This window comes from Chryseobacterium rhizosphaerae, from assembly GCF_003385455.1.
GTDB lineage: Bacteria > Bacteroidota > Bacteroidia > Flavobacteriales > Weeksellaceae > Chryseobacterium > Chryseobacterium rhizosphaerae.
In genome coordinates this window covers 1-24,114 of the sequence record NZ_QNUF01000015.1, presented here as the reverse complement: position 1 = coordinate 24,114, position 24,114 = coordinate 1, and the positions used below count along the sequence as shown (strand labels likewise).

The window sequence follows — 24,114 nt, the reverse complement described above, 5'->3', positions numbered from 1 at the left end:
GTTACCTGTTTGAGCCTTTTTTATCGTAAATGTTTCGGTTTAAGATTCAGTGCTGCACTTTCTACAACTTCCTCTATGCGCTTTTGTCTGGTTTCCTGTTTTCTGACGAGGATAATCCAGGCCAATATTATTTTTTTTGTTGATTTGCTCAAACTTAGAAAATAATCTTTCGAGCCATTGTGTTTTTCGAATGCCATTTCTAAGTCGTTCGGAATTATCACTTCTTCTATTTCATCCAAGATTGTCCAATATCCGTTCTGTTTCGCAATCTCAACACTTTCGTAGCCCTGTTTTGTCATTCTTTTGCTGTCAATAAGCTGTTGAACTTTTTCTTTGTTGATTTTTGACCAGTTGCTTTTAGGTTTACGTTTGGCAAAAAACTGCATAAACGAGATGTCGTTAATCTTTTTCCTTGTGCTGTCAATCCAACCGAAGCAAAGAGCTTCGTCAACGGCTTCACTCCAACTTAATGATGGCACATTCGACTTTTTTGTATAACAGACAAGCCAAACAGATTGGCTGGATTGATGGTTTTTTTCTAACCATTGTCTCCAATCTGCTTGACTTTGCGGACAATATGTATCTATTTCTTTGTTATGCATTCTGCTGTGCTAACCATTTTAAAATTGATCCGTTTGTTTCTTCCGGTTTTTCCTGCTGAATCCAGTGACCACAATCCAGACTGACAACGTCCAGATTAGGAACGATACTTCTCAGGTTTTCAGACTTTGGAATCGTATCCTGTTCTCCATATATCATCAGAGTCGGCTGATGAATGATTGGCTTTACGTTCGCCATAAGGTGCCAGTTTCTATCAAGGTTTCTGTACCAATTTATAGCTCCGGTAAACCCGGATGATTCAAAGGCAGACACGAATACGGATAGTTCACTGTTTTCCATTAGGGGCTTCCCAAAAGGTTTTTCTGCTCTTGCAAGATTGATCATTAGCATTCCCGGAGCAGGTGGAGCGGGAGGTATATCTTTGCGGAATATGTTATGCAGGAACCGGGATGTGTTTTCATTCATTATAGCATCTGCAATTCCCACGTGCTTATTGAAATGAACAAAATAAAAGTCTTCTCCAAATAGGGTTTCCATAAATTCAATCCATGGTTGCTCTCCGCGCTCCTGATAAGGCAGAGCTAAGTTTATTATCTTATTGACCCGTTCAGGATACAGTAGTGCCAGATTCCACACAACATTAGCTCCCCAGTCATGACCGACAAAGATGGCATTCTTGTATCCGTAATAATCGAGCAGCGCAATAAGGTCACCAGTCAGGTGCTCTATATCATAATCAGTTACTTCGGTTGGGCAAGATGAGTTACCATAGCCACGTTGATTTGGGACAATGACATGATAACCTGCTGCGACAAGAGCTGGTATTTGATAACGCCAGGAAAATGCATGTTCCGGAAAACCATGACAGAGAATGATCGGTTTCCCTGAATTTTGTTTTCCTGCTTCAAATACTTCTAATACAACACTGTTAACTGAAATCATGGTAGGTTTTGGAAATTCGATTTGATTGGATGTTGTACTGGATGATGTGTTTCTCATGTTTTTATTGCTTAATAAATTATTATGAAGCAAATTTAAATCTGATTAGTGACAGCAGCATGTCAGTAGCCAGAAGTATTTTAGTGATAACGATCAAAAAACTGAAACAGCTACTGGTTTCTGTGTTTAATTATAGCAGCTGTTCAGTTATCTCTAAAAACAACTTTTACGTATAAAAATTGATTCAAGACAAAGTTAGATGTAATAACCTGGCCTAAGTAAACCCTTTTATTCCATTGCTATTGTATTTTATAACTAGAATTGGTTCAATAGGATTGACTTCTTTAGGGGAAATACTGTAACAGTTATTGTTTTTAATTATAGTTGCAATCGTATAATTTTCAAATAAGCTTATAAAGTTTGTGCCGAAATCGTGGTAATTTGAAAAGTAATAGACGAGTTCTTACCCTAGAAATTAGTGGAGCTTAGTAAGATTCAATATATCTGTTCTAATTATCTATCTAATTAATTGAATCGTAGAACTACTACACTTTTTAAAGTTTCATGTAATTCCTTTTGCCGTGAATTTCTAAGGTGTTATATTGCGGGAAATAAATCACAAAAAAAATTATGGAAGAATATGAAAATCAGTCCGATAAAATAATTCGTTTACATTTTTAAGAAGGAGTTTTCTCGTATAAAATTCCTCACGTATTAAACTCAGACCAGTCTTAATGTACTTTTGCAAGAGACCAGCAAATTACCTGATTGTTCTTCTGATTTAAAAGGTCTCACCTTTAAAAAGGTTAATATCGAAGTAATCACAACTGAAAAAAAACATATCATGTTTCAAGAAGGAAAGAATCTTCCCAAACCGGGAGTAGATTCAGTCAAGACAGATTTTGCGAGCAAAATCCAAGAAAAGGCGAATATCCAAGAGGTAAAAAAAATTGCTTCCAAGGTTAAGAATTCTGTAAATACAGGAAAGCAGTTCCTGAACCAACCCTTAGTACCAACCCAACCAAGTATAGTTCAGGAAAAAGTCTGGGCAAAACAACCTACCTCAAAGATTTTTAATGCTCAGGCAATACCCGAAAGTGATATTGTCGGAATCAATAGAGTAGTACGGCTAGACATACATGTCGAGGGAAAACCAATTAAGTATTTCAAACATTTTAAGCTTTCCCAGAGTGCAGTAAAGCATCATGAATTTGATCTTATACTTGCCCATGATACCTTAGGTGATGCAGAAAACCATAATCTTGAAGAGGCTCAGAACTTTTTAGGAAAAAGAATTACTGTTGTCTTTAAATACAAAGATGTAGACAGTGGACCGGAACGAAATTTCGTCGGGGTTATTACTGAGGTGGGTTTCAGTCAGGAAAAAGGAAGTCTTGGCAATCTGGTATTATCAGGGTACAGTCCAACGATCTTGTTGGATGCTGCACCACACATTCAAAGTTTTGGAGGAGCACAGCCGATCAGTTTAAATTCAATTGCTAATGACATTATAAAGGAGGGACTTGGGCTAGGTAAATATGATTTCAGGGTTGATGCCCGCCACGGCAATGTACCTTATAGCTCACAATATGAAGAAACGCACTATAATTATCTTGCACGAATAGCAGAAGCTTATGGTGAGCAGTTTTTCTACGATGGTGAGGTTTTGCATTTTGGGCAGTTACCTCCACAGGAGAAACCGGTAAAACTTACCTATGGCAGTAATTTGAGTGATGTCAAAATCAAAATGAAAGCGCAGCATGTCAATCCCTCTTTCTATGGTTATAATAGCAGCAAGAATGAAAAATTCAAAGGTGGCGATGCTAAAATTAATCATACTTCTGACATTGCGAAACGCGCTTATGAAATTTCAGAGAGAACATTTCAAACCCCATCACTAAGAGTGGCTCCAATAAAAGCATCATCATTTATGGATATTGATGCCTCTCAAAAAGGAACGGCTGGAAGCAAAGCAGCAGAAGTATTTATCACTTCTGGAAATACAACAGTACCTTTTCTGTATCCGGGTTGCATTGCTGATATTGAAATGCGGAAGACAGATAGTAATGAAACATCTTACTTTACAAAATTAATGCTGATAGAAGTGACTCATGAAGTTGATGCCCGCGGGTATTACGATGGATCATTTCAGGCCATAGCATCTGATACCGGATTTATTCCCAGACCAGAATTTAATACACCAGTGGCTGAACCACAGTTTGGTAAGATTATCTCTAACACAGACCCGCAGAACCAAGGACGTGTCTAGGTTCAATTGGACTGGCAGGGTGGACAGGATACTACAGAATTTATCCGTGTCATGTCTCCTGATGCAGGAAGCAGTGACAAAGTTGGTAAGAATCGGGGATTTATGTCTATTCCAGAAGTAGGGGATCAGGTTATCGTAAACTTTGTTCATAACCATCCAGATCGACCATTTGTTATGGGAGGGATGTATCATGGCGGTATTGGAGCAGGAGGTGGCACAGGTAATAATATTATGTCATTTAGCGGTAGAAGTGGTGCTGAACTGAAATATGACAATGGAGCAGGTTCTATGAATTTGAAAGATCAAGGTGGCGCCAATATGCATTTTGACGGAGCAGGAAATGCAACAACCAATGTTAATACTAATCATATAACCAATGCAGGAAATACAACTGTAATTAATGTGGGAGCAACCAAAAAGCAGCCCGCACAATCAATCATTAAAGCTGATAGCAAAGGAAATGTTACCATTGACGCCAAGACCAGTATTACTTTTCTGGTTGGAGGAAATCAGATCAAGATCAGTAAAGAGGGGGTTATTACTATTGCTAGTCAGGGAAAGGTAGAATCCACTGCCGAAAATGGAGAAATCATTGTAAAGAGTTTGACCAGTGATGTTACCATAGAAAGTGCAGCAGCAAAAGCAAGTATCAAAGGGGCTACGGAGACGAATCTTGGAGGGGGAGCTACAACCAATACAACAGGTGGAACCGTAAATATTAATGAGCTATGAGCCTGCATGTTAAAACCATAGAGGAGACTATAGAAACTATAAAGAATAGTAATAGCTCAGGAGCGGTTTATGATGTTTCTGGTATAACACAAACCAGAAACGGGATCACTTTCATAGAAAATACCTTTTCAGCAAAGGTTAACTATCGGGAGAACTTGATAGGTCCGGTGAAAAAAGTCAACTATAAGGTGGAGGATCTACACCAGTCATGTAGCGGTTTGATCTTTCAATTTGCGGCGTATTTTAATGATATCACCTCAAGTCTGGAACTCGCAATAAATGAAGGTTATGAAGTTGAACGTATTTTAAATCTATCGGAAATATCCCAAAAATGGCATTCGGAAAAGAAGATACTTGCAGAAAAATTTAAGACGATACCTAATCTTGACAAGCTGCTCGAAAACTATGAAAAAAGCATAGACAACGAAGAAAAGCTTCGCAATAGTATTTTTTATACTGGAATTGCTCAACTATTTTTTCCCCGGATCAAGCAATTGTTACAAGTTCCGATGGAATCAAAAAAGTTTTTTCGGAAAAGGAATCTACAGGGGTTCTACTTTGGAATAAAGGTTCCTATAAAGGAGGAATTAAGCGTGGTAGAAAATTATAATGATAAAATTACCGCCCATATTGTTGGAAGTCTGGATGTGGAGAGTATCGAAGACAAGGAACATTTTCTTAGAGCATTTAGAATGTTATACGGTGAGGGTATAAACATGGAGGATATTACATTTTGGTCAAAGGAAAAATATACGATGTCCAGAGAGCTTGTATATGAAACAGGCGAGATAGATCAGTACCTTGAAGTGAATGGAGTTTACTTCAAGAAAGACAAGTTATCTTTTAAACCTAGCCATAATGAGCGATGAAAATAAAAAATATGTTCCCGAGGGAGTATTTTTGGTATGCGATATGGGAGCTACGCCTTCGCAACTCATCGCAACCCCTAGAAAAGTAAATCTGTATGGCCCAATGATGGCAACAGACGCCGATAATAAATTTACCGTAAATATCCTTCCATTTGGAGCCTGTAAAAAAATTGGGGGTCCATGTGTTTTTGCCAGTGTTGAATGGACGAAAACAAAATCAGGAAATGTATTTACCAATAGTCAAAAACCACTTCTGGAAGATTCTGAGGCTATATGTACTATAGGACAAGGTAAGATTAAGATATTTTTTGATAAATATGAGGCTGATCTGGCCAATGAGAATAACAATGAAAGTGCTTTTGTTTCGGAGGAAATATCTTCAAACATAATTGGTGGAATACTTACCAGTCCTTTTGGCAGTATTGTCGATCTATTTTGTGATGATGACAAAAAATTTACCGAGGGAGTAGGCAGAGGGTTCAAACAAGGACTTGAGGGAACCTGGAATTTCCTTACAAATGATATGTGGAAAGGAGAAACCTGGGTTGGATTGGGTAAAATGGCCGTGATAGGAGCTGCCTATTCCGGACCCACCGGACCTTTACTGGGAGATACCAATCTGCAGGCAATGGATCAGGTTTTTGGAACGGATTTTAGGAAGACCAAAGATGCTTTGGTTGAAGGGGTAGGCAATACCGTAAATAATGCGGTTGAAGATGTAAAACGGGGCGAGACCGGAGAGGTAGGGGAAAGCGTAGGACAGATTTATTATGCAGTAATTGAAGCTGTTGCAGGCAGTAAAGGCGCTGGCCTTGTTGCAAAAGGACTGACAACAGGAGCCAAAGCCTTAATAGGTGCAGAAAGATTAGCTTTACTATCTGCTAAAATCTCTAAATTTGCTAATGCATTGAAGCAAGGAATCTTAAAAATTGTAAAAGTTGGCCGGAAGAAAAAACCTACTTTTATAATTGGAAATGCTGATGATGGTCCGGGAACTTGGCAAAATAGATTTACACCAAAAAGTGGGGCTGCCTATCAAAAGAAAGTTACTGGTGCTCCGGATAATACCGAATATGTTGTTGATACAGAACGAATGGTTAATGGTGAGAAAAAATTTGATGGATTTAATCCAGAAACAAAAAGTTTACTTGATGCTAAGGATTGGGATAAATGGCCACCTCATGGACAAAAGTGGGCAGAGGACAAGGTTGCAAAAGAGATTCAAAAGGATTTGGATATTGCAAATGATGTAGGTTTCAAATTGGAATATCATGTACCAACCCAAGCGAAGGCGGATCAAATAATGGATATTTTAGATAATTATGGTATTGAAGGAGTGACAATTAAAGTGACTCCCAAATAAATATAAATGAAATTATGAACAAGAGATTAATTATCATCAGATTTAAAAATAAAATGATGACACCCCGCGAGTATATTGCTTTTAGTAAAGAAATACTTTTGAAACTGGAGAGTTTTCATCCTGTTTTTAAAAATTTATTTGGATGGGGAACTGAACCAACATCAAAAAGTATTTTCAATAAAGATAAGAGTAATTTTGAGGAGATCGTATTTTCTCAAATTGCAGACCCGGAATTAGCATATATAAACAGAGATGAGGCTGATAAAACCATGCATCTAGATTCTTATTCTCGTTCACATTACGGTAATAGTTATTCAAATATTGAAAAGGTTGATGATGGAAGGGTCACAGTCAATATCACTTGTGGCAGTAATGAAAAAGAGGTTGGGAATTTTTTTATCGAACTTCCTACTGCTGAATTAAGTGAATTTGGGGATTTACATTTCGTCAGTAAGTTGTTTAAATTATGTCTTGAATTTTTCGAAACTCCAATATATGGAGTTGTTATTACTGAAGATTTTCGAAGAAGAGTACGAAAATCAGAATTCAGCTATTGGATTGGATTAATTAATTATTTTTCAAGCAAAGATCTATTTAATACTTTGCCTTCTTCGACAATAAAAGAACATTTTTTGAATGGTACATTGTTTTATTTAGATGCTAAAATTGATTTTTCTGAGAATGAAGAAATGGTGAATAGAGCTCTTCAAATTAGAGATTTATTGGGTGAAAAAGGACATTTAGTATAAAGCGAAATTTGGAAAAATTGATCTTGTAAATATCAATAAACCATTGATAATAAGATGAAGTCTACCCGTTATAAATGTACAGCTGGTGAGTTTGCAATTGAAGTAAAAGATTTAAAACCAGAGCGGCTTTTAGAGATACATCTGTAGATAAAATTGACACCTCAGTATTATTTGAATACTATGAAAACAGATTATATAAATAAGACTTTAGAGCTAAAAACAAAATTTTCAAATCAAAACTTTGTGGATTATGATTTCACAAAAACAAATTTCAATATGTCTATATTTGAAAATACTAATTTTGAAAACTGCTTATTTGAATCCTCAGTTTTAAAAGGTTCTAGAATTTTTTATGAATCAAATTTCGAAAATTGTGTTTTTAAAAACGTTAATTTATCACAAACAACTTTTGGTAGTCATAAGGGAGTTTATAAAAATTGCATTTTTGAAAACTGTGAATATAAAAGTAAAGACTTTAATTTTACACAGTTTATAGATTGTAAATTTATAAAAGCAAAATTTACCACTGTCAATTTCAATGGCAGTAAATTTCGTGATTGCATTTTTGAGGGTAAATTCAAGGATGTTACATTTAACGGTATCTACGATTCTAATCCAGATTCCAAAGCATGTTTATATAAGTGTGATTTTTCCAATTCTAATTTCGGAGATTTTGTAAGTTTCGAAAACTGCGATTTATCAACTTGTACACCACCAAAAGGCAGAACCTTTACAGAAATTTTATATCTTGTTGATGCATCAAATCCTGCATTATTAAGTACTGGAACCCCTGATCGGATTGTAATTACAGATGTATAATCATTTCATTGCTTTATAGTAATGACAAGCTTTTATAATCACATAAATTCTGATTAATTGAGTGAATACATCCGTGGGATCTTCTCAAAAGAGGTGCAAAATAAAAAATACAGGATCTTTTTCAATGTCAATTGATATCCTTTGTGAATAACCCTTTTGTCTACTGCTAAAATGGGACGGCTTGAACTGTAATTTTAATCGAATATTACATCAATATGAGGTAATTAAAAAGGAGAATGCGGTGTCACAATAATAGATAAAAGAATTCTAAAAACTGTTCAACAAAGAAGCGGAGTTCTTTGAAATGTTTATGTTAGTAAACGGACATTAGCCATTATTTAGCCAGAAAACCACAATTGAAAAAGCAGAAATAAAGGACGTGGATAAAAAGAGGAGATTAAGAAAGAAATGCAAATTCCGGCAAAAGAAATTACAAAAAATACAGTGTAACTATTGTCTAACTAAAATAATTTCACCATATTAGAGATAAGACCATCTAAACAAATGGCATATAGGTTATGAAGCAGGAAATAAATGTATTAATGACAAAACCTGAAATGGAGAAAATTATGGAAGTAGCAGCAGAAATGGGTAAGCTAGGAAAGGAATTAAGTGAAATGACAAAAAATATAGTTAACCCTTTTGAGAATTTGAAAATTAGCAAACCGGATATTTACAACATAAATACTCAAGCTATTTCAAAAGGAACGGGAGCTAACTACCGTCATCTTAATATTAGATCTACTGAAAATTTAGAATTTATACCAACAAGGATTGTTAGATTAGAAATAGATTGGGAACATTAATCTTAAAACATTATTATAGTTTACAGCCTTCTCTTTGAGAGGGCTTTTTATTATATTTGTCATAAAACTAAATAACTATGAGTTTCGGGAATAAATTATTTAAGACAGTAAGAGAATACAAGCATTTATTATTTGATATTGGCGAAAGAATTACACTTTCAGAAGCTTCCCTTAATTTTTACTATCAAAATATTGAAATTAAAGAAGGAGATTTGCTGAAAATTAAAACACCAATTGGTATACATAAAGAAAGTGGTGAAGTGATGTTGGGAGAATATTCCTATGATAAAGTTTTTCTTGGACAAAGATTAAAGACATTATGTATGGACCAGTTACCAATAGATGGTCTATATAAACTAGTTAGCTTAGTTGAACAAGCTTTCGTACAAGTTCTACATGAGATTTTACAAAAGTATCCTTCGAAAATTGGAAGTAAAATCAAAATTGACGCAGGAATAATTCTCGAAACTGATACAATCGAGGAATTAAAAAGTTATCTTTTTAAAAGAATAATAAATGATTTAACATATAAAACCCCTGAAGATTTCGCGAAAGAATTTAAAGAGCTAACAGGAGTTGAATTATCAAAATGCCCAGAATACAATAATTATATAGAATTGAAAGCAACTAGAGATCTATTTGTGCACAATGAGGGTATTGTAAATGAAATATATTTGAAGAAAGCTAAGACGTTATCTCGTGCTAAGGATAATGATAAAATTGTATGTGATTATAACTATTTTTTACATTGTAATGAAGTTTGTCTTTCAGTGATTGAATTTGTGATAGATGAATTGCACAGTAAATGGGAAAGTACGGATTATGAGGAATGGAAAGCTAGTATCCGCAATAAAAATATAGAAAAAACAGCCCCTTAATTGGGGCTTTGATATTTAAGCAAGTTCTAGCTGTTCCTTAGAAAATGTACCTTCTTTAAGTTCATCTCCAATAAACCAACTGCAGATCCCACAATTAAAATTTAAGTTATATGAAGTTAAAAATCTTCAATTGGCTTTAAAAGATGATCTGCTTTCTCTTTCGTAGTAGATTGATGAATCTACTTAAATACTAATCCATTTTTCGGAGATGTGCCGGTGATCGTTTTGTCCTTGTGTACCGTTAGAGAGTTCCATGTATTCTCTTCAAGTTCTTTCTGGTAGTTGGTGCAGAATATCTGTCCGTTTGCTTCCCGTATAGTCTCTTTTTGATATCTGTTTTCTGCTAGGAAATGGTAGAAATCAAAGTTGCTCATGATTTAGAATTGTATATTTCGTTTGCTTTTTCAATTGCTGAAATAGTGGCTAATTGTCTTGTTTCAAAACCTTGGTCACTTCTTAGAGGTTTAGCCATATTAATTTCCCAGTAAAAATGAAAACCATCATAGTAGGTGTTGTTGATTGTCAGTACAATGAATACCGAATCCAGCCATTCAATTATTAAGGTAGCCTGGAATTTATCAGCAAGGCTATTAAAGCCAGTACCCGGATGAAATATTATCTCGTCTTTCATCCATTTTTCGAAGTCTGTTTTTGCTTTTCCTGTTAGCATAATTCTATTTTTTAAGCTACTCAATTACCTTATGAGTGTGGAAAATTATTTAGTTTTCTGATTTCTATTTTCATAGCCTCCTATAATCAATATTTCAGGTCAATATAAATGATAATAATGGTCTATAGATATAGCAGCTGACAAAAATTAACATCTTAGCAAAGTAGGACGCAATCAGGTAATGTCATTTCTAAAAAACCAGCATTAATCTAAGGGTAAGAAACTAATTTATCCTTGTTTTTTTATCAAAATCCTATAAAAAATGGGTCAACTGATAGAATTCGGTTTTGTTATGGAGATGACTTATTTCATATGGACAACACTCCATACTCTTGTTTCTTAATGGTTGTGTTTGAGTCTAAGCTATTTACAGTTTTTGCTTAATATTGTTTGTTAATACTAATTAGAATAATTAAAAATAAATAAGTCTTTTCCTTTGGGAATCCATAGGGAACCTTTAATTTTGCTGTTTATAATAATTATAAATAATGAAATTATATCAGCGTATTTTTATCTTTCTCATTTTTATTCTTTCAATTTCTCTTATCCGGGCACAGGATACTGGTTTTTCAGTTCAGGGAGTTGTACAGGATCACACAAAACAGGGGCTAAGCGGTGTGAACATTTTTGTTGAAAACACAAAAATTAAAACACAAACCGATCAAAACGGAAATTTCAGGATGAGCTACAAAAAAGGAGAAGCTGTATTGATCTTCAGTCTGGATGGGTACAAAAAGCTCAGAAGGAAAATGAACTTCAGCGGCGAAATATCTCCGGTCAGTATTCAGCTGGTTGCGGACCAGGCGGCTGTAGAAGAGGTCATAGTACACGGAAAAGGTAAAGTGAAAGCACTGCAGGACGGTGCTTTTACTGTGAATGCTATAGATGTGGCTAAATTGGCCAATACCACAGCCGATCTTAATCAGGTTCTGAACAGAACCACAGGGATTAAAGTTCGCCAGCAGGGTGGTATAGGTTCCGACTATAACTTCTCTATCAACGGAATGTCCGGTAAAGCCGTGAAGTTCTTTATAGACGGTGTTCCTTTGGAAATGCTTGGAAAAGGGGTAGATCTGAGTACACTGCCAGTCAACATGGCAGATCGTGTAGAGATTTATAAAGGCGTGGTTCCTATTCATCTGAGTACTGATGCAATGGGTGGAGCAGTTAATATTATTACTCCCGGAAGTAGCAGGAATTATCTGGATGCCGGTATAAGTGTAGGATCTTTTAATACACAGCGTATCAATCTGAACGGACAGTTTAAAGATGATAAAACGGGGGTTATCCTGCGCATCAACAGTTTTTATAACCACTCGGATAACAACTATCTGATGAAGGATATGAAAATCTGGAATGCTGCCAAAAATGAATATGAGTTTAGAAATCTAAAACGCTTCAACGACAGATATCAATCTGTTTTTGGGATGGCTGAAGTGGGAGTTGAAAACAAAAGCTGGGCAGATTCTTTCTTTGTAGGAATGTCACAATCACTTTTCGATAAACAGATACAGACGGGCTCTAACCAGGAAGTAGTATATGGTGGGGTAAAGCAAAACGGAGAAGCTTATAATTACTTTATGAAGTATAAGAAAGCCAACCTCTTCAATGACCGTCTGGATGTGAATGTGTATGCCGGTTTTTCTAAAAGTGTCCAGAAAGCAACCGATACCCTTATGCGTAAATATAGCTGGGATGGTAGTTTCGAGCCTTCTGCTACCAGTGAAAAAGGGGGAAGAAGTATAATAATGCAGCATGAAGACCGCCTTTATTCACAGGTAGGGGCTACTTACAGAATAACTGAGCATCATAAGCTTATCTTCAATTATGTACTCGATTATCTTAAGAATACCACATTCAATCAGCTTGAAGAAAGGAAAGAAGATGTACCTCCGGCGAAGATGACCAAGCAGATTTTGTCTATGGCTTATCAACAGGATTTTTTCAATAAGCACTGGACGAATATTTTCTTTGGTAAATATTACAGTGTAGGACTGCAGAAAATGGTTTTCGATCCGGTAACCAGAACTGATTATCCGGCAAAAGATAATTTTAGCAACTGGGGGTACGGTTTTGCAACCACTGTAAGGATTACGAGAGAACTGGGGATAAAAGGATCATTTGAACGTTCTTACCGTTTGGTAGAGCCACAGGAAATCTTCGGAGATGGGGTTGCTGTAACCAGTAACATGAATCTGAAGCCTGAAACCAGTAATAATGTAAACGTTGGTTTGTATTATAATCATCATTGGGGGCAACATGCCTTCCGTATTGAAGGTGCCGGATACATACGGGATACAAAGGATTTTATCTACACGGTTCCTAATTTGTACAACAGTACTTTCAAATATGAAAACCTTTCCAATATCTTTACCCGAGGACTGGAAGGAGAGGTGAGTTACCAATACAAAAGACTCCTGAATGTGCTGATGAACGTGAGCTATAATAAAGCTTATGACAATACAAAATTTGCCAACAACAGTGAAGATGTAGTTTCAGCAACTTACAAAAAAGATGTTCCCAACCAGCCCTGGTTATTTGGAAATATGAATGTAAGCATTGGTAAGGACGACTGGTTGCAGAGAGACAGCCGTGTAGAGCTTTACTACGGACTACAGATGACCGAGTGGTTTTACAAAAACTGGAAATCCTATGGGAATCCACAAAATATTCCGGTGATCCCCAGACAAACTTTGCACAATATAGGGATCAGTTACTCCATGAAGAACGGAAGGTATAATTTGGCCTTCGATGTAACCAACCTTAGTGATGCGCTGGCTTATGACAATTTCAAACTTCAGAAGCAGGGACGTGCTTTCTACATAAAATTCAGATATCTACTTAAGTAAAAAACCATGACACAATATTTTAAAAACAGTATATTTTTACTGCTCGCATGTTTATCCATCATTAGTTGTGAACGCGAACCAGGCTCCGGAGGCTCCGAAAGTGGTGAAAAAGATTATCAATATTTTCTGCTTTCCGCATTAGGAAGCTGGCCCAATACCGTACATTATATGACGGCTACCAACGACCTTACCAATGGCGAAATGGATATTACCAAAGAAGGAGACGAGATCAACTCCAAAGGAACCTATTCTTATATTGTTAAAAACGGGTTTATCTATAACTATAAAACAGATCAGGGAATCTTCAAAAAATTTAAATATACTCAGGATCGGCTGACGACTGTAAAAGAAGTTCCTTTTACCTATATCAGTGATATATCCAGCTATGTATGGATAGATGCTAATACGTTGGTTATTGTAGGAGAAACAGGCGATGGTCAGCATATACGTTATACTGTTTTCAATACTTCAGACCTTAGTATTATCCGTCAGGGTGAGATTGAAGGATTTCAGCCTTTCCCAACGGCTTATAATTTCTATTCGCTGGGAGCTATGACTTATATAGATGGACATATCTATTTGCAGTATAGCTTCCGCAATGGTAAATGGATCACTCCGGATTATTACAATTTTGCGGTAATCGATTATAAAAACTTCAAAGTAATCAATTCGGTAACTGACAGCCGAAGCTCTGGTGTGGCTAATGGATCGCCTTATTTCAAAACTACTTTTACCAAGGATAATGAAGCCTTTTACTATACCTGCTTTCCACGTGTAGGAGCCGGATCAAATAAAATTTACCTTTTCAGGGCTCTTAAAGGGGCAACTTCGCCAGATCCAGGGTATCAGATTAATCTTACCGATCTGGTAGGAGGTAAATCTCTGGAAACAGTGATCGAGTATATGGGGGATAATAAGATGGTGGTTCTCTACCGTGATCCGACATTAGGGAATGCCTATAATGGCCGCTATGCTATTATAGATATCGAAACCAAACAAGTAGTGCGGGTATTGGATGAACTGCCGGGAGATGAACCATATGAACAGGGGATGTTTGTTCGGAATAAAAAGTTATACATTGCTGTCAATGCCAATAAAGGGGGGAACTATGTATGGATCTATGATCTGCAAACTGACAAAATAAGTAAGGGAATGAAGCTTCCGGATAAGATTTCTGGATTTGCCCGTTTCGATAAGTTTTATGACTGATCATAGCCTATCAATTTCGTGGAAAATATAGCCTATTGATTTGACTAAAAAGCTGTTCTCAAAATTATTGACAACAGCTTTTTTTGTTTCTGTTTAAACCACCACAGCTCGGTTAGAATAACGACAAGTAATGTAAACTCTTTGATACTACTAAGAGCCAAGCCTTGTCAAGGTTACTAACCTTGACAAGGCTTTATGTTCTAAAGCTTGTAATTGAATGACAGGGTTACCACTCGGCTGTCCAGATTGTATTTCTGTCGGATAGTAGAGCTGAAGTTATCTCCTGTTACACGGTAATTATTGGTTTTTAATAAGTCTGTCACTGCTAGTTTTAATGTTGCTTTATCCTTCCATAATGTTTTTGAAACTCCCAATGTCAGGTCAAAGTAAGCATCGCGGATAAACAAACCAATATTTGATTTCGAGAAATATTGGGCGTTAGCCTCTGCTTTTATACCTTTTGCAATGCTGAAACTGTTTTGAGCATTGAGCGTAAAAGCAAGTTGTGAACTGTTTACCGCGTAATTCTGATAATTACCTTTGTACTCAGTATTGAATACATTAAGCATGGAGGTAAGTGACCAAAAGTTGAAAAGTTTTGTCGTAGCCGTTAAATTGGCACCATAGACATAAGACTTGTTCAGATTGTCCTGAGTTTTCACCAGGATTCCTGTATCCGGCTGGTAGTTGTATACTTCCGTCATTACGTCGTTTGTGACACTGAAGTAAGCTGATGCTATAATGTATTTCCCCCAGGTATACCCCAATTCTGTGGCGTGTGTAAACTCAGGATTCAGGTTTGGATTTCCTTGCCAATAGTTGAACGGATCATCATAAAAACGGAACGGATTGAGGTCAAAGTGGCTCGGCCTGTTAATCCTTTTACTGTACGAAGCATAGAGTCCATGCTGATCATTGACCTGGTATTTGATGGATGCACTTGGGAACAGGTTCGTATAATTTCTTTTTCGCTGTTCCTGGGATGTTTTCTGGTTGATATCCGTGTCGGTCATTTCCGTTCTCAATCCCAGTTGGAAAGTCCACTTCGTCAGATTGAGCTTATAATTGGCATACAATGCGTGGATCTGCTCTTTGTAAACATATTCGTTACTTGCTTGATCATCATGTATCCATTCTTCACCTTGCTGTATAAAATACTCTGAAGGGTTATTATTAGACTTTATAGTGGATTTTAGTCCTGTTTCCAGACTGTGTCTTTCACTAAAAGGGAGGGTAAAGTCTACCTTAGCATTGAAGACTTTCAGGCGGGAAGCGATATTGCCTCTTCTGTTGTTAAACTGCTCTGTTCCCTCATTTACCAGTGCCTCTGAAAACTGATTCTGAAGGGAAGTGAAACGCGAAGTTTCGTATTCCAGATCTACATCTACCTTATACTCTTTATCATTGAAAATGTGTGTTCCCTTTAGATTATAGGTGTAATCGTACCAGTTTTCTTTGCTTTTATTATCTGAGACTACCTGAGCAAACAGATGGTCTGCAGGTTGAAATATACTGTTTTCACCTTTCGAAAAATCTTCATATCGTCCTATTTTAGCATCGAATAAAGCACCGATACTTGTTTTGTCACTGAAAGCATAATCCGCTCCGAATTTAAAGTTATTGGAGGTTAAAGGCTCATTCGTTATAGAATGCTGATCTGTTTTCCGCGTCATTTGCTGAGGTTGTTTCTCATCGTAGAAAACCTGGCTAAAGTCCCGTCTTTCTTCCTCCCCACGAAAAGTATAACTATAGTCCCCATGCAGAGAGAGTTTCTTATGGGTATAATTAAGGCTCAACCCGGTATTAAGTCTGTTTTTTCGGCCTCTTCCGCCGTTCAGATAATAGGTGCCGCTAATTCCTTCCAGGGAGCTCTTTTTCAGGACAATATTAATGATACCTGCATTTCCTGCAGCATCATATTTGGAAGAAGGGTTGGCAATAATTTCAATATTCTTAACCAAAGTAGAATTGGTAGAACGCAGCAGGTTAGCAAGCTCCTTAGTCGACAGGGAGCTCAGTTTACCATTAATCATGACACTGACTCCTCTCTTACCGCGTAATGATAATTCGCCTTCCTGCGAAACCACTACACCTGGTGTTTTACCCAACAATTCCAATACAGTAGTTCCATCGGATAGGACACTATTTTCTACATTAAAAATCATCTTATCGGCTTTCTGCTGAAAGACTGCTTTGTTTCCTTTGATAACGATACCGCTAATTTCTGAAGTTTTTTCTGTCTGCAAAGAGTCGTTTTGGCTTTCCGTTTGTCCGTAGGCATTCAGGCTCGCCATTAAAGGTAGCCATATATAGTGTTTCTTCATGATAATGGATTTAGGTTGTTGTTTTCTTTTTATTTCTTCGGCCCCACCAGATCATAAATCCAGTTACCGGCAATGAGGCGCAGAATAGACTCATGATAAAAGCCAGTATTTTGCCGGGCATTCCGAAGAAGGCTCCCACATGCAAGTCATAGGTAGCATCTGTAGCCCTTTCAGCCATAGGTTTGTCTTCGTGAGGACGGCTAAAGAGAATCTTCCCCGAATGTTCATCGAAGATCATCATGGAAGATTCGGCATAGGTGAATTCTTTTTCCTTGATCCAGATGCTTAGGTTATCGTGTTGGTGATCTGCCTCAGCATGATCTTCCAGATCAATTCCAAAGGAATAGGCTTTCGGGTAATGGGTTTTTACCTGTTCTATGATGCGGTCTATCGTTGTTGTAGTTTCCACAGATTCCGGAGCGGTAGTTTTGTACTGGCTGTAATCCGGAGTTGCAGAGGAAAAGCCGTTCAGTAATGCATATAACCACAGTTGGGTAATACGGAACGAATACATAATCCCGGTAATGGCTACAACAATGGCCAGAAAGGAAGAATAAAAGCCAAGGATGTTGTGTACATCATAGTTTTTGCGTCGCCAGCCTTTTACCTTTTCCCAACGGAACCATAGGCGCTGTTTGCTCATCTTTTTATTCTTCGGCCACCACAAGATAATCCCGGTAATCAGCATGATCACAAAGATAATCGTGGAGACCCCCACAATAGTACCTCCAACTTTATTGCTCAGCAGGAGTGAACGGTGCAGGATCATGCAGATAAAGAAAGGATTGTTTTTTACATCGTATATCTCAAGGACTTTTCCGGTATATTGGTTTACATAAACGTTTTTATAGATAATAAAAGTATTGAAGTGGTTCCAGCCATCCCGGTTAACTTTAAGAAGACTGAATTGGTAGGAGCGGGCAGGGTCTATAGGAATGGTAACCTCCTCTGTTTTTACGATCTCATTTTTCAACTGGGCATTGACCAGGTCTTTTAGCTCTCGGATAGGGATAGGCTTCTTATGCTGAATATCTTTTTCCCCATGGAAAGTATGTTCCTTACGCAATGCAGCCGTAATATCTTCATTGAAAACAAAAAAAGCCCCTGAAAGAGAAACAATCAGCACAATAATGCCGGAAAGCAGGCCAAGCCACAGATGAGCTTTCAGAATATATTTTTTGAAGGTTCCCTTTGACTTCTTTTTACCGGTCTGCTGCATTTTTATTGTTATTTAGTCTTATTAAAAATAAATGAACTGCAAATATAGCTTTATTTGTATAATTCCAAACATTGGGAAAGCGTTATTTTACCCGGAAAACCTGATTTTTATTAGGATTTAATAGGTTTGATCATACAACAGGGGCGGTTAATTTCTAAAAGGAGAGATTAAAGGACGACAATGTGTGTATCTACATAAGTGCGAAAAAGAAGTTTTTTGTAATTCATAGATATATTGTATTCCCTACTACAGAAGTCTATAACTTTTAAATTATTTATTTAGAAGTTAGGGTTTTTGCCTGTTAATAGATTGATAAAAACTGAAGCAGCTGCTACTCAATTTTAAGGACTGTGAACATTTTGTAACAGCTGCCCAGTCATTACATACATTACATTTGATACACAAACTTAACAAAGACTTAGAGAGTTGGGAGTATACAAATCATTCAGGAACTTGCTGGTTTTGTTACCACCGGAAGTTTATCATACGACTTATCTTAATTTTCTTTTCAGATAATAATAACGGTATAAAATACTGTCACTCCAGACTATAAAAAGAAGAAATCCGGAGGTAAATAATAAAGTCTTTATATAGAATACTTTGTATAATAATCCGCCTATAATGCATCCACAGAAAAAGCATAGGATAATGGCAAGTTTCAAAAAAATGCTTCTTTTAATCTGCCGATGTCTTGCACCTACGTTCTTAAAAAACAATTGTGATAGGTCAATTCCCAGATCGGTAAATAAACCTGTAAGATGAGTTGTTCGCACTACCGACAGAGATACTCTGGTAACCAAAGAGTTTTGGATTCCCATTGCAAAAAGAAGTATGTAAGCAATACTATCCTGTGAACTGATAAGCTTCATTTCTTTAAAACCCGATAATCCTACAAAGGTGAGAAGTCCGGTTTCTATGAGAATAGGAACCAGATGCGGGCGCTTTTTATTATGAGCTGATAAAAATTCAACAATAAAGCTGGAGATAAAAGAGCCCATTAGGAAAAAGAATATGAAAAGCAGATATATAAAAGCCGGGAGGTGTTTCTTAAATAATATTTCCTCGGAAAAAAAAGCAAAGTGTCCCGTTATATTGGTAGTGAGGATCTTTACAGATAATACCCCTACAATATTTACTGTACCCGCTACAAAAGAAAGAGCTGATGCAAGTTTTAAATTATGGAAATAGGTTCTTCTTTTCCCTTTATGCCGAAACATCTGTTCTGTATTATTTAAAAATAAAAGCCTTCAATTTTGGAAAGAAGCATCATTATATTTAAGCTCATTTCTCTAAGAAAAAAGTATTACTACAAAAAAGATTGTAGTAATACTCCCAAAAAAATATATAATATCCAGACCGCATATCATGGGCAATACTGCCTTAATTGCTGATTTGTCAGTTGTGTAATCAGAAGGTCTATAGAATCTTAGTGATCTATCTGCTTTCTGAATTGGGGTAACCTGCTGTCATTAGACAGGCACCATTCATTTCGGAATTGATTATACTGTTTTCTTCCAGAAGTTCAGTAATCCATTACAGTCGGTACCAACGATATCAAAACTGCTAGGAATCTCATCCCATTTACTCCAATACGTAACCAGGCGGGTTCCTACAGGAGTTTTATCAAGTTGTTCTTTTACATAGTCGGAATAAGCATAATATAGATCTTTCTCCGGCATTACCGTATTGTCGATTAAACATGTGGTATCTATGTTTTCATAAAAAGAATTAAAAAAGTAGAAGGCATCATAATCCAAAAAGGAAATTTCATTGATATTGGCATGGATAAACTCTACGTTATTGATTTTATTACGGGAAGCTATTTTTTTTGAGATCTTCGTGAGGGAAGCTCTTTGTTCGACACCGAAAAACATCCCTTTGGTAGAGGCTGCTCCCACCAGGCAAAACTTTCCGACACCGGCACCAATATCCAATATTTTAGTATCAGGCTTCTGAGCGAGATATTCGGCGGCCAGTCTGGCAACAGCAATGGGGGTCCAATGACGGCTTGCCAGCTCTTTTATATGACTAGGGTAAAGTTCATTAAAAGTGCTGTCTTTAACATCAAGATTTAATTTGAGATCATTAAAAATCATTTGATAAGTTGAATATATTCTTTATTAGTCAAAAACTCACTGGTGCAAATATCGGCTGAAATACTTAAAAACCAATAGCTATAAGGAGCTATATTGATATGTGAAGGATTTTCGTTCAGCATGATATTGACATCTGTAATGGTAAATTCATTGGGTAAAATAAGGGGGAACGTTTTGTGAGTTCCATAAACAAAGCCCCATGTTTTTTTTTCTTCTATGGTATTTTCCTCCAGATTGAATTCAATGAGATTGATCTCACCTATTTCCTTTTGGGCAAAATCGGTAATGCCTATGCAAAAATCATACAATCCTATTTTTCTAAGCCATAAGTGATTTTCAGTATAATAAAGATTTTTAGGAATAAGCATAGGAATCAAATCTATTTTTTATGAATGCTATTTCTTTGTGATCAGGTTTTCCATTATTGACCAATCAAGGAGGCATAAGACTTGGCTCTTAATAACCCTTCTGTATCAAAAATATTTTCGATTCTGATTTTGATCATCCAGCCTTCTCCATAGGGATCCGTATTCACAAGTTCCGGGTTGGTTTCCAGTTTGGGATTAATCTCCAGTATTTCTCCGGGAACAGGCAGGAAAAGGTCTGATACGGTTTTTACGGCTTCCACACTTCCAAATACCTCATGCTGTTTTAAATTTTCCCCCAGGGTCTCGATTTCAATATAAACAATATCACCTAATTCATGTTGTGCAAAATCGGTAATTCCAATATAGGCTGTATTATTTTCTAATCTTACCCATTCATGGTCCTCCGTATACAAGAGGTTTTCAGGAATCTTCATTTTTTTATAATTCTTTATTTAATTGATGTATTCAGCAGGACTGGCCCTCTGTCTAAATTTCATAGCCTGCAAAAGACTTTATTTGTGCTCTTAGTAGGATATGTTAAAGTCAATTTAATTGCTTGTGTAAAAGTAGATCGTTTAGCTGAGACTTACGATGATCTAGATCGTTATAAAATTTGATTTAAGTCAAATTGTATAGCTGAAAATTGCGTAATTTTGTTGTAACCTATGATTTCAAAATTTATCTTTAATAATCAATACCTTTTTGACGAACTGCCGGACAGTGATAAAGAACTGCTTCAGGGCGTGATGCAGAATAGGAATTATCGCAAAAATGATGCGATATTTACTGATGGAACTATACCCAGTGGTATTTTTTATTTAAAAGCAGGAAAAGTAAAAAAGTATAAAGTAGATAATGAGGGGAGGGAGCAGATCATTTATATTTACAATTCAGGGGAGTTTTTCGGGTATTCAGCTATTTTGAGCAATGAATGCTATGGAGATACCACACAGGCTCTTGAGAATTCGATCATCTCATTTATTTCAAAAGAAGACTTTCTCAAGTTACTTGATACTTCCGTAGTATTTTCAAGATTGCTTTTAAGAAGCCTAAGCCATGAGTTCAGTGTGATGGCAAACTTGATGACGGTATTGTCACAACGTACGGTCAGAGAAAGGGTAGCACTCAGCCTCCTTATTTTGCATAATAAATATACAGGGAGCGGAACAGAGGACCCTGTATTCATTACCCTGTCCCGTGCAGACTTAGCCAATATGGCTGGTACGGCAAATGAAACATTGGCCCGCATACTTCATGATTTTAAAAAAGATCAGCTTATCTTAATGGAAGGCCGGAAAATACAGGTGCTCAATTTTAAAATGCTGACACAGATAGCCAATTTCATGTAAATGATTCCAATTTTTTTCAATAATATAATACCCCGACTTTGATTTTCATGCTCTGGCAGTCTAACTTTTATAGATCTTATATAAAGATCAGCATTTTTCCTCAAAATTTCCCTTTCCCTACAATTTAGTAAGTAAACAGGAAAAATATTTCTTTTTATGAAATTTGTAAAAAAAAGAAATGGAAATTATTAAAACCGTTATTTATTGGGTGGGCTATGCCTATTATCTGTATGTTTTTGGGTATGCTTCTTTGTATAAAGTCTTTCAGAAGACCTCCATGATGCAAAGTATGAAGTCTTTAGGGTTCAATACCCCTTCGACCATTCTTATAGGAGCGTTGGAATTACTGGGAGTTGTGTTGTTGGTGGTAGGCCTGTTTAAACCTCAGTTTAGAAATATAGCAGCGCTGTATTTATTTCCCTTTGCAATAGGAGCTTTCACAGCTCACATGGCTCACAATGAATACAATCATTATTATAATTCTTTACTGATGTGTATTATTTCAGTTGTCTTGCTGGTACTCGATAAGAACTTTAAAATTATGGTCTGAGTAGTAATAAAAAGATCATCTCAAAATTAAGATAGCCTTTTTGTTTGAGCCACGAATGTGCGAATGTCTTATCCGTGTATTCGTGGTTTATAATTCACAGGCTTATTCATCTTGTTTTTCGATGACCTGATCTCCCCAGCGGTCCATCAAGTCAAGGATTTCTTTCAAAGACTTTCCTTTTTCTGTCAGAATGTATTCTACCTTAGGAGGGAAACCTTCATATTCAATCTTTTCTATCAGCGCATCATTTTCAAGCTCTTTTAACTTCGCACTGAGTACCCGCTCGGAAATACCAATAAGCTTTTCTTTAAGTTCAGAATACCGAAGCTTTGGGTAGTTCAGCAGATAGGTAAGGATATTAATTTTCCATCTTCCCCCTATCATGGCTAAAGTAACAGACAGTCCACAATTACTTTTCCAATACATTTCATTGTGATTATTTGTTGAATTTTCTTTTCTGGTGGTCATGGGGATAGCTGCTGGTTTATATTTAAAATCCGGTCAAGTAGAGTGGAGTATACCTGTATTATTAAGCAAATGTACAAAAGGAGATTGAAGTTTGATTATAATTGATGGACAACAAAAACGGCTTATCAATGAATTACACTGCTGAACATAAAACATCTAACGGCCTTCATAACCACTTTGACTGCTTCTTTACCCTGTTTTTTCTAAAAAAAGAGCCCCAATAAAATATTGCGGCTCTTCATTGAAATCAATTATATATATTATAGACTTTTTGAACGGGCTACCGAAATAAGGTAGACAAGGTGTGCAAACATGCTTCGTTTTACAGATTCTATTTTGATATCCCCGGTAGTCTGATTAATGGTAGTTACCAGGTCGGTATTACATTGTCCGGAGAATGATCCGCTTCCCAGATAATTGGCCATGTTGGCACTAGGATAGGAGATTCTTGGATAATCGGGAGGGATCTGATTGGCTACAGGTGCTGTGCCGGCAAACCCTTTATTGTCGATAAATCGGGCTGACCAGGTTCCTAAGAACTGTCCGTTTCCTGTATTAATGCCCTGTCCAACTACGATTTGGGTATCCACAGCATTGGTAAAACCGGCACATGAACTGTAATGATTGACAATAACCGTACATGAAGAGGCATTATCTGAAGGCTGGAAGCACTTTCCTTCATAAATAGTTGACCGCTGTTCAGTAGGGGATGTAGAAGTGTTGAGTATAGCTTTGGGAGAAAAAATTTCTTCAGGGGACATTAGGATTAGAACACCCTGTGCATCTGCCGAAACAATTTTTTTATCAGGATTTGCCAACCCTCTTACTCTTACCTGTCCATTTACATCTAATGTCTGAGTAGGAGTTGTTGTGTTAATTCCCACCTGAGCACTTAAACTTCCATAAAAAGCAAGTGCGGTCAAAAAAATAGTTTTTGTTTTCATGTTATTAAATTAAATCTATCTAATTTTTCACTAAGATAGGAAATATATATAATTTAAAATATTAATTATGTAAAAATATATAA

Annotated in this window: 22 protein-coding genes and 1 pseudogene; 11 read left to right on the top strand and 12 right to left on the bottom strand. The window is 36.5% G+C overall.

Annotated features, from left to right (window positions below):
• Positions 1-20: 20 nt before the first annotated feature.
• Together DRF57_RS13615 and DRF57_RS13610 are read right to left on the bottom strand one after the other, a co-directional pair.
• The gene (locus DRF57_RS13615) at positions 21-479 is read right to left on the bottom strand and encodes a YdeI/OmpD-associated family protein (protein ID WP_273636139.1); all 459 of its coding nucleotides are present in this window, start codon (positions 477-479) and stop codon (positions 21-23) included.
• 115 nt (positions 480-594) lie between these two features.
• On the bottom strand, positions 595-1,560 hold the full coding sequence (locus tag DRF57_RS13610; RefSeq protein ID WP_115919078.1) for an alpha/beta fold hydrolase: 966 nt from the start codon (positions 1,558-1,560) through the stop codon (positions 595-597).
• 784 nt (positions 1,561-2,344) lie between these two features.
• Between DRF57_RS13610 and DRF57_RS13605 the strand changes: the two are divergent.
• The 7 genes and pseudogenes from DRF57_RS13605 to DRF57_RS13575 all read left to right on the top strand — a co-directional run bounded on the left by DRF57_RS13605 (position 2,345) and on the right by DRF57_RS13575 (position 9,985).
• Positions 2,345-4,501, top strand: a pseudogene (locus tag DRF57_RS13605) (type VI secretion system Vgr family protein).
• Positions 4,498-5,370 (top strand): hypothetical protein, encoded by an 873-nt coding sequence (locus DRF57_RS13600; protein ID WP_115919076.1) that lies wholly within the window; start codon positions 4,498-4,500, stop codon positions 5,368-5,370. Before DRF57_RS13605 ends, DRF57_RS13600 begins: the two are co-directional and overlap by 4 nt.
• Positions 5,360-6,733, top strand: a complete 1,374-nt coding sequence (locus DRF57_RS13595) for a PAAR-like protein (RefSeq protein WP_167449374.1) — start codon at positions 5,360-5,362, stop codon at positions 6,731-6,733. The genes DRF57_RS13600 and DRF57_RS13595 overlap by 11 nt, the downstream gene beginning before the upstream one ends.
• A 14-nt stretch (positions 6,734-6,747) precedes the next feature.
• Positions 6,748-7,482: a hypothetical protein gene (locus DRF57_RS13590; protein ID WP_123863325.1), complete on the top strand. Its 735-nt coding sequence runs from the start codon at positions 6,748-6,750 to the stop codon at positions 7,480-7,482.
• A 180-nt stretch (positions 7,483-7,662) separates the two neighbouring features.
• On the top strand, positions 7,663-8,301 hold the full coding sequence (locus DRF57_RS13585; RefSeq protein WP_047492959.1) for a pentapeptide repeat-containing protein: 639 nt from the start codon (positions 7,663-7,665) through the stop codon (positions 8,299-8,301).
• A 518-nt stretch (positions 8,302-8,819) separates the two neighbouring features.
• A complete protein-coding gene (locus DRF57_RS13580) occupies positions 8,820-9,107 on the top strand; it encodes a hypothetical protein (protein WP_115919070.1) in 288 nt (95 codons plus the stop codon).
• A 77-nt stretch (positions 9,108-9,184) separates the two neighbouring features.
• On the top strand, positions 9,185-9,985 hold the full coding sequence (locus DRF57_RS13575) for a hypothetical protein (protein WP_115919068.1): 801 nt from the start codon (positions 9,185-9,187) through the stop codon (positions 9,983-9,985).
• A gap of 179 nt (positions 9,986-10,164) precedes the next feature.
• Here DRF57_RS13575 and DRF57_RS13570 read toward each other — a convergent pair whose 3' ends face one another.
• The gene (locus DRF57_RS13570; protein ID WP_115919066.1) at positions 10,165-10,359 is read right to left on the bottom strand and encodes a hypothetical protein; all 195 of its coding nucleotides are present in this window, start codon (positions 10,357-10,359) and stop codon (positions 10,165-10,167) included.
• Positions 10,356-10,655, bottom strand: coding sequence for a hypothetical protein (locus tag DRF57_RS13565; RefSeq protein ID WP_115919064.1), 300 nt, complete (start codon positions 10,653-10,655; stop codon positions 10,356-10,358). Before DRF57_RS13565 ends, DRF57_RS13570 begins: the two co-directional genes overlap by 4 nt.
• A 488-nt stretch (positions 10,656-11,143) precedes the next feature.
• On the opposite strand from DRF57_RS13565, the gene DRF57_RS13560 reads away from it, so the two are divergent.
• Both DRF57_RS13560 and DRF57_RS13555 read left to right on the top strand, forming a co-directional pair.
• Entirely contained in the window at positions 11,144-13,504 is a 2,361-nt protein-coding gene (locus DRF57_RS13560) for a TonB-dependent receptor (protein ID WP_115919062.1), read from the top strand.
• A gap of 6 nt (positions 13,505-13,510) precedes the next feature.
• A complete protein-coding gene (locus tag DRF57_RS13555; RefSeq protein ID WP_115919060.1) occupies positions 13,511-14,713 on the top strand; it encodes a YncE family protein in 1,203 nt (400 codons plus the stop codon).
• A 200-nt stretch (positions 14,714-14,913) separates the two neighbouring features.
• Here the strand turns inward: DRF57_RS13555 and DRF57_RS13550 are convergent, their stop codons facing one another.
• From DRF57_RS13550 to gcvH, 6 genes are all read right to left on the bottom strand, one after another.
• Positions 14,914-17,037 (bottom strand): outer membrane beta-barrel family protein, encoded by a 2,124-nt coding sequence (locus tag DRF57_RS13550; protein ID WP_115919058.1) that lies wholly within the window; start codon positions 17,035-17,037, stop codon positions 14,914-14,916.
• A gap of 10 nt (positions 17,038-17,047) precedes the next feature.
• Positions 17,048-18,256 carry a PepSY-associated TM helix domain-containing protein gene (locus tag DRF57_RS13545; RefSeq protein ID WP_115919056.1) on the bottom strand — a complete coding sequence of 403 codons (1,209 nt, stop codon included), beginning with the start codon at positions 18,254-18,256 and terminating at the stop codon, positions 17,048-17,050.
• A gap of 491 nt (positions 18,257-18,747) precedes the next feature.
• Positions 18,748-19,473 carry a YoaK family protein gene (locus DRF57_RS13540; RefSeq protein ID WP_115919054.1) on the bottom strand — a complete coding sequence of 242 codons (726 nt, stop codon included), beginning with the start codon at positions 19,471-19,473 and terminating at the stop codon, positions 18,748-18,750.
• A gap of 282 nt (positions 19,474-19,755) precedes the next feature.
• Complete coding sequence (locus DRF57_RS13535) at positions 19,756-20,352, bottom strand: class I SAM-dependent methyltransferase (RefSeq protein WP_047492931.1); 597 nt, start codon at positions 20,350-20,352, stop codon at positions 19,756-19,758.
• Positions 20,349-20,720, bottom strand: a complete 372-nt coding sequence (locus DRF57_RS13530; protein ID WP_115919052.1) for a glycine cleavage system protein H — start codon at positions 20,718-20,720, stop codon at positions 20,349-20,351. Before DRF57_RS13530 ends, DRF57_RS13535 begins: the two co-directional genes overlap by 4 nt.
• A 53-nt stretch (positions 20,721-20,773) precedes the next feature.
• Positions 20,774-21,154 (bottom strand): glycine cleavage system protein GcvH, encoded by a 381-nt coding sequence (gene gcvH / locus DRF57_RS13525; RefSeq protein WP_047492925.1) that lies wholly within the window; start codon positions 21,152-21,154, stop codon positions 20,774-20,776.
• A 231-nt stretch (positions 21,155-21,385) separates the two neighbouring features.
• Between gcvH and DRF57_RS13520 the strand changes: the two genes are divergently transcribed.
• Together DRF57_RS13520 and DRF57_RS13515 are read left to right on the top strand one after the other, a co-directional pair.
• A complete protein-coding gene (locus DRF57_RS13520) occupies positions 21,386-22,069 on the top strand; it encodes a Crp/Fnr family transcriptional regulator (protein ID WP_115919050.1) in 684 nt (227 codons plus the stop codon).
• Between the two features lie 178 nt (positions 22,070-22,247).
• Entirely contained in the window at positions 22,248-22,619 is a 372-nt protein-coding gene (locus DRF57_RS13515; protein WP_115919048.1) for a DoxX family protein, read from the top strand.
• A gap of 102 nt (positions 22,620-22,721) precedes the next feature.
• On the opposite strand, the gene DRF57_RS13510 is transcribed toward DRF57_RS13515, so the two are convergent.
• Both DRF57_RS13510 and DRF57_RS13505 read right to left on the bottom strand, forming a co-directional pair.
• Complete coding sequence (locus DRF57_RS13510; RefSeq protein WP_115919046.1) at positions 22,722-23,087, bottom strand: winged helix-turn-helix transcriptional regulator; 366 nt, start codon at positions 23,085-23,087, stop codon at positions 22,722-22,724.
• 260 nt (positions 23,088-23,347) lie between these two features.
• Positions 23,348-24,031, bottom strand: a complete 684-nt coding sequence (locus tag DRF57_RS13505; RefSeq protein ID WP_084084337.1) for a hypothetical protein — start codon at positions 24,029-24,031, stop codon at positions 23,348-23,350.
• Between the last annotated feature and the right edge of the window lie 83 nt (positions 24,032-24,114).

Excerpts from the sequence above, each read along its gene's own strand:
- DRF57_RS13610 (WP_115919078.1), bottom strand. The coding sequence starts at position 1,560 with ATGAGAAACACATCATCCAGTACAACATCCAATCAAATCGAATTTCCA.
- DRF57_RS13600 (WP_115919076.1), top strand. The coding sequence starts at position 4,498 with ATGAGCCTGCATGTTAAAACCATAGAGGAGACTATAGAAACTATAAAG.
- DRF57_RS13595 (WP_167449374.1), top strand. The coding sequence starts at position 5,360 with ATGAGCGATGAAAATAAAAAATATGTTCCCGAGGGAGTATTTTTGGTA.
- DRF57_RS13590 (WP_123863325.1), top strand. The coding sequence starts at position 6,748 with ATGAACAAGAGATTAATTATCATCAGATTTAAAAATAAAATGATGACA.
- DRF57_RS13585 (WP_047492959.1), top strand. The coding sequence starts at position 7,663 with ATGAAAACAGATTATATAAATAAGACTTTAGAGCTAAAAACAAAATTT.
- DRF57_RS13580 (WP_115919070.1), top strand. The coding sequence starts at position 8,820 with ATGAAGCAGGAAATAAATGTATTAATGACAAAACCTGAAATGGAGAAA.
- DRF57_RS13575 (WP_115919068.1), top strand. The coding sequence starts at position 9,185 with ATGAGTTTCGGGAATAAATTATTTAAGACAGTAAGAGAATACAAGCAT.
- DRF57_RS13570 (WP_115919066.1), bottom strand. The coding sequence starts at position 10,359 with ATGAGCAACTTTGATTTCTACCATTTCCTAGCAGAAAACAGATATCAA.
- DRF57_RS13565 (WP_115919064.1), bottom strand. The coding sequence starts at position 10,655 with ATGCTAACAGGAAAAGCAAAAACAGACTTCGAAAAATGGATGAAAGAC.
- DRF57_RS13560 (WP_115919062.1), top strand. The coding sequence starts at position 11,144 with ATGAAATTATATCAGCGTATTTTTATCTTTCTCATTTTTATTCTTTCA.
- DRF57_RS13555 (WP_115919060.1), top strand. The coding sequence starts at position 13,511 with ATGACACAATATTTTAAAAACAGTATATTTTTACTGCTCGCATGTTTA.
- DRF57_RS13550 (WP_115919058.1), bottom strand. The coding sequence starts at position 17,037 with ATGAAGAAACACTATATATGGCTACCTTTAATGGCGAGCCTGAATGCC.
- DRF57_RS13545 (WP_115919056.1), bottom strand. The coding sequence starts at position 18,256 with ATGCAGCAGACCGGTAAAAAGAAGTCAAAGGGAACCTTCAAAAAATAT.
- DRF57_RS13540 (WP_115919054.1), bottom strand. The coding sequence starts at position 19,473 with ATGTTTCGGCATAAAGGGAAAAGAAGAACCTATTTCCATAATTTAAAA.
- DRF57_RS13535 (WP_047492931.1), bottom strand. The coding sequence starts at position 20,352 with ATGATTTTTAATGATCTCAAATTAAATCTTGATGTTAAAGACAGCACT.
- DRF57_RS13530 (WP_115919052.1), bottom strand. The coding sequence starts at position 20,720 with ATGCTTATTCCTAAAAATCTTTATTATACTGAAAATCACTTATGGCTT.
- gcvH (WP_047492925.1), bottom strand. The coding sequence starts at position 21,154 with ATGAAGATTCCTGAAAACCTCTTGTATACGGAGGACCATGAATGGGTA.
- DRF57_RS13520 (WP_115919050.1), top strand. The coding sequence starts at position 21,386 with ATGATTTCAAAATTTATCTTTAATAATCAATACCTTTTTGACGAACTG.
- DRF57_RS13515 (WP_115919048.1), top strand. The coding sequence starts at position 22,248 with ATGGAAATTATTAAAACCGTTATTTATTGGGTGGGCTATGCCTATTAT.
- DRF57_RS13510 (WP_115919046.1), bottom strand. The coding sequence starts at position 23,087 with ATGACCACCAGAAAAGAAAATTCAACAAATAATCACAATGAAATGTAT.
- DRF57_RS13505 (WP_084084337.1), bottom strand. The coding sequence starts at position 24,031 with ATGAAAACAAAAACTATTTTTTTGACCGCACTTGCTTTTTATGGAAGT.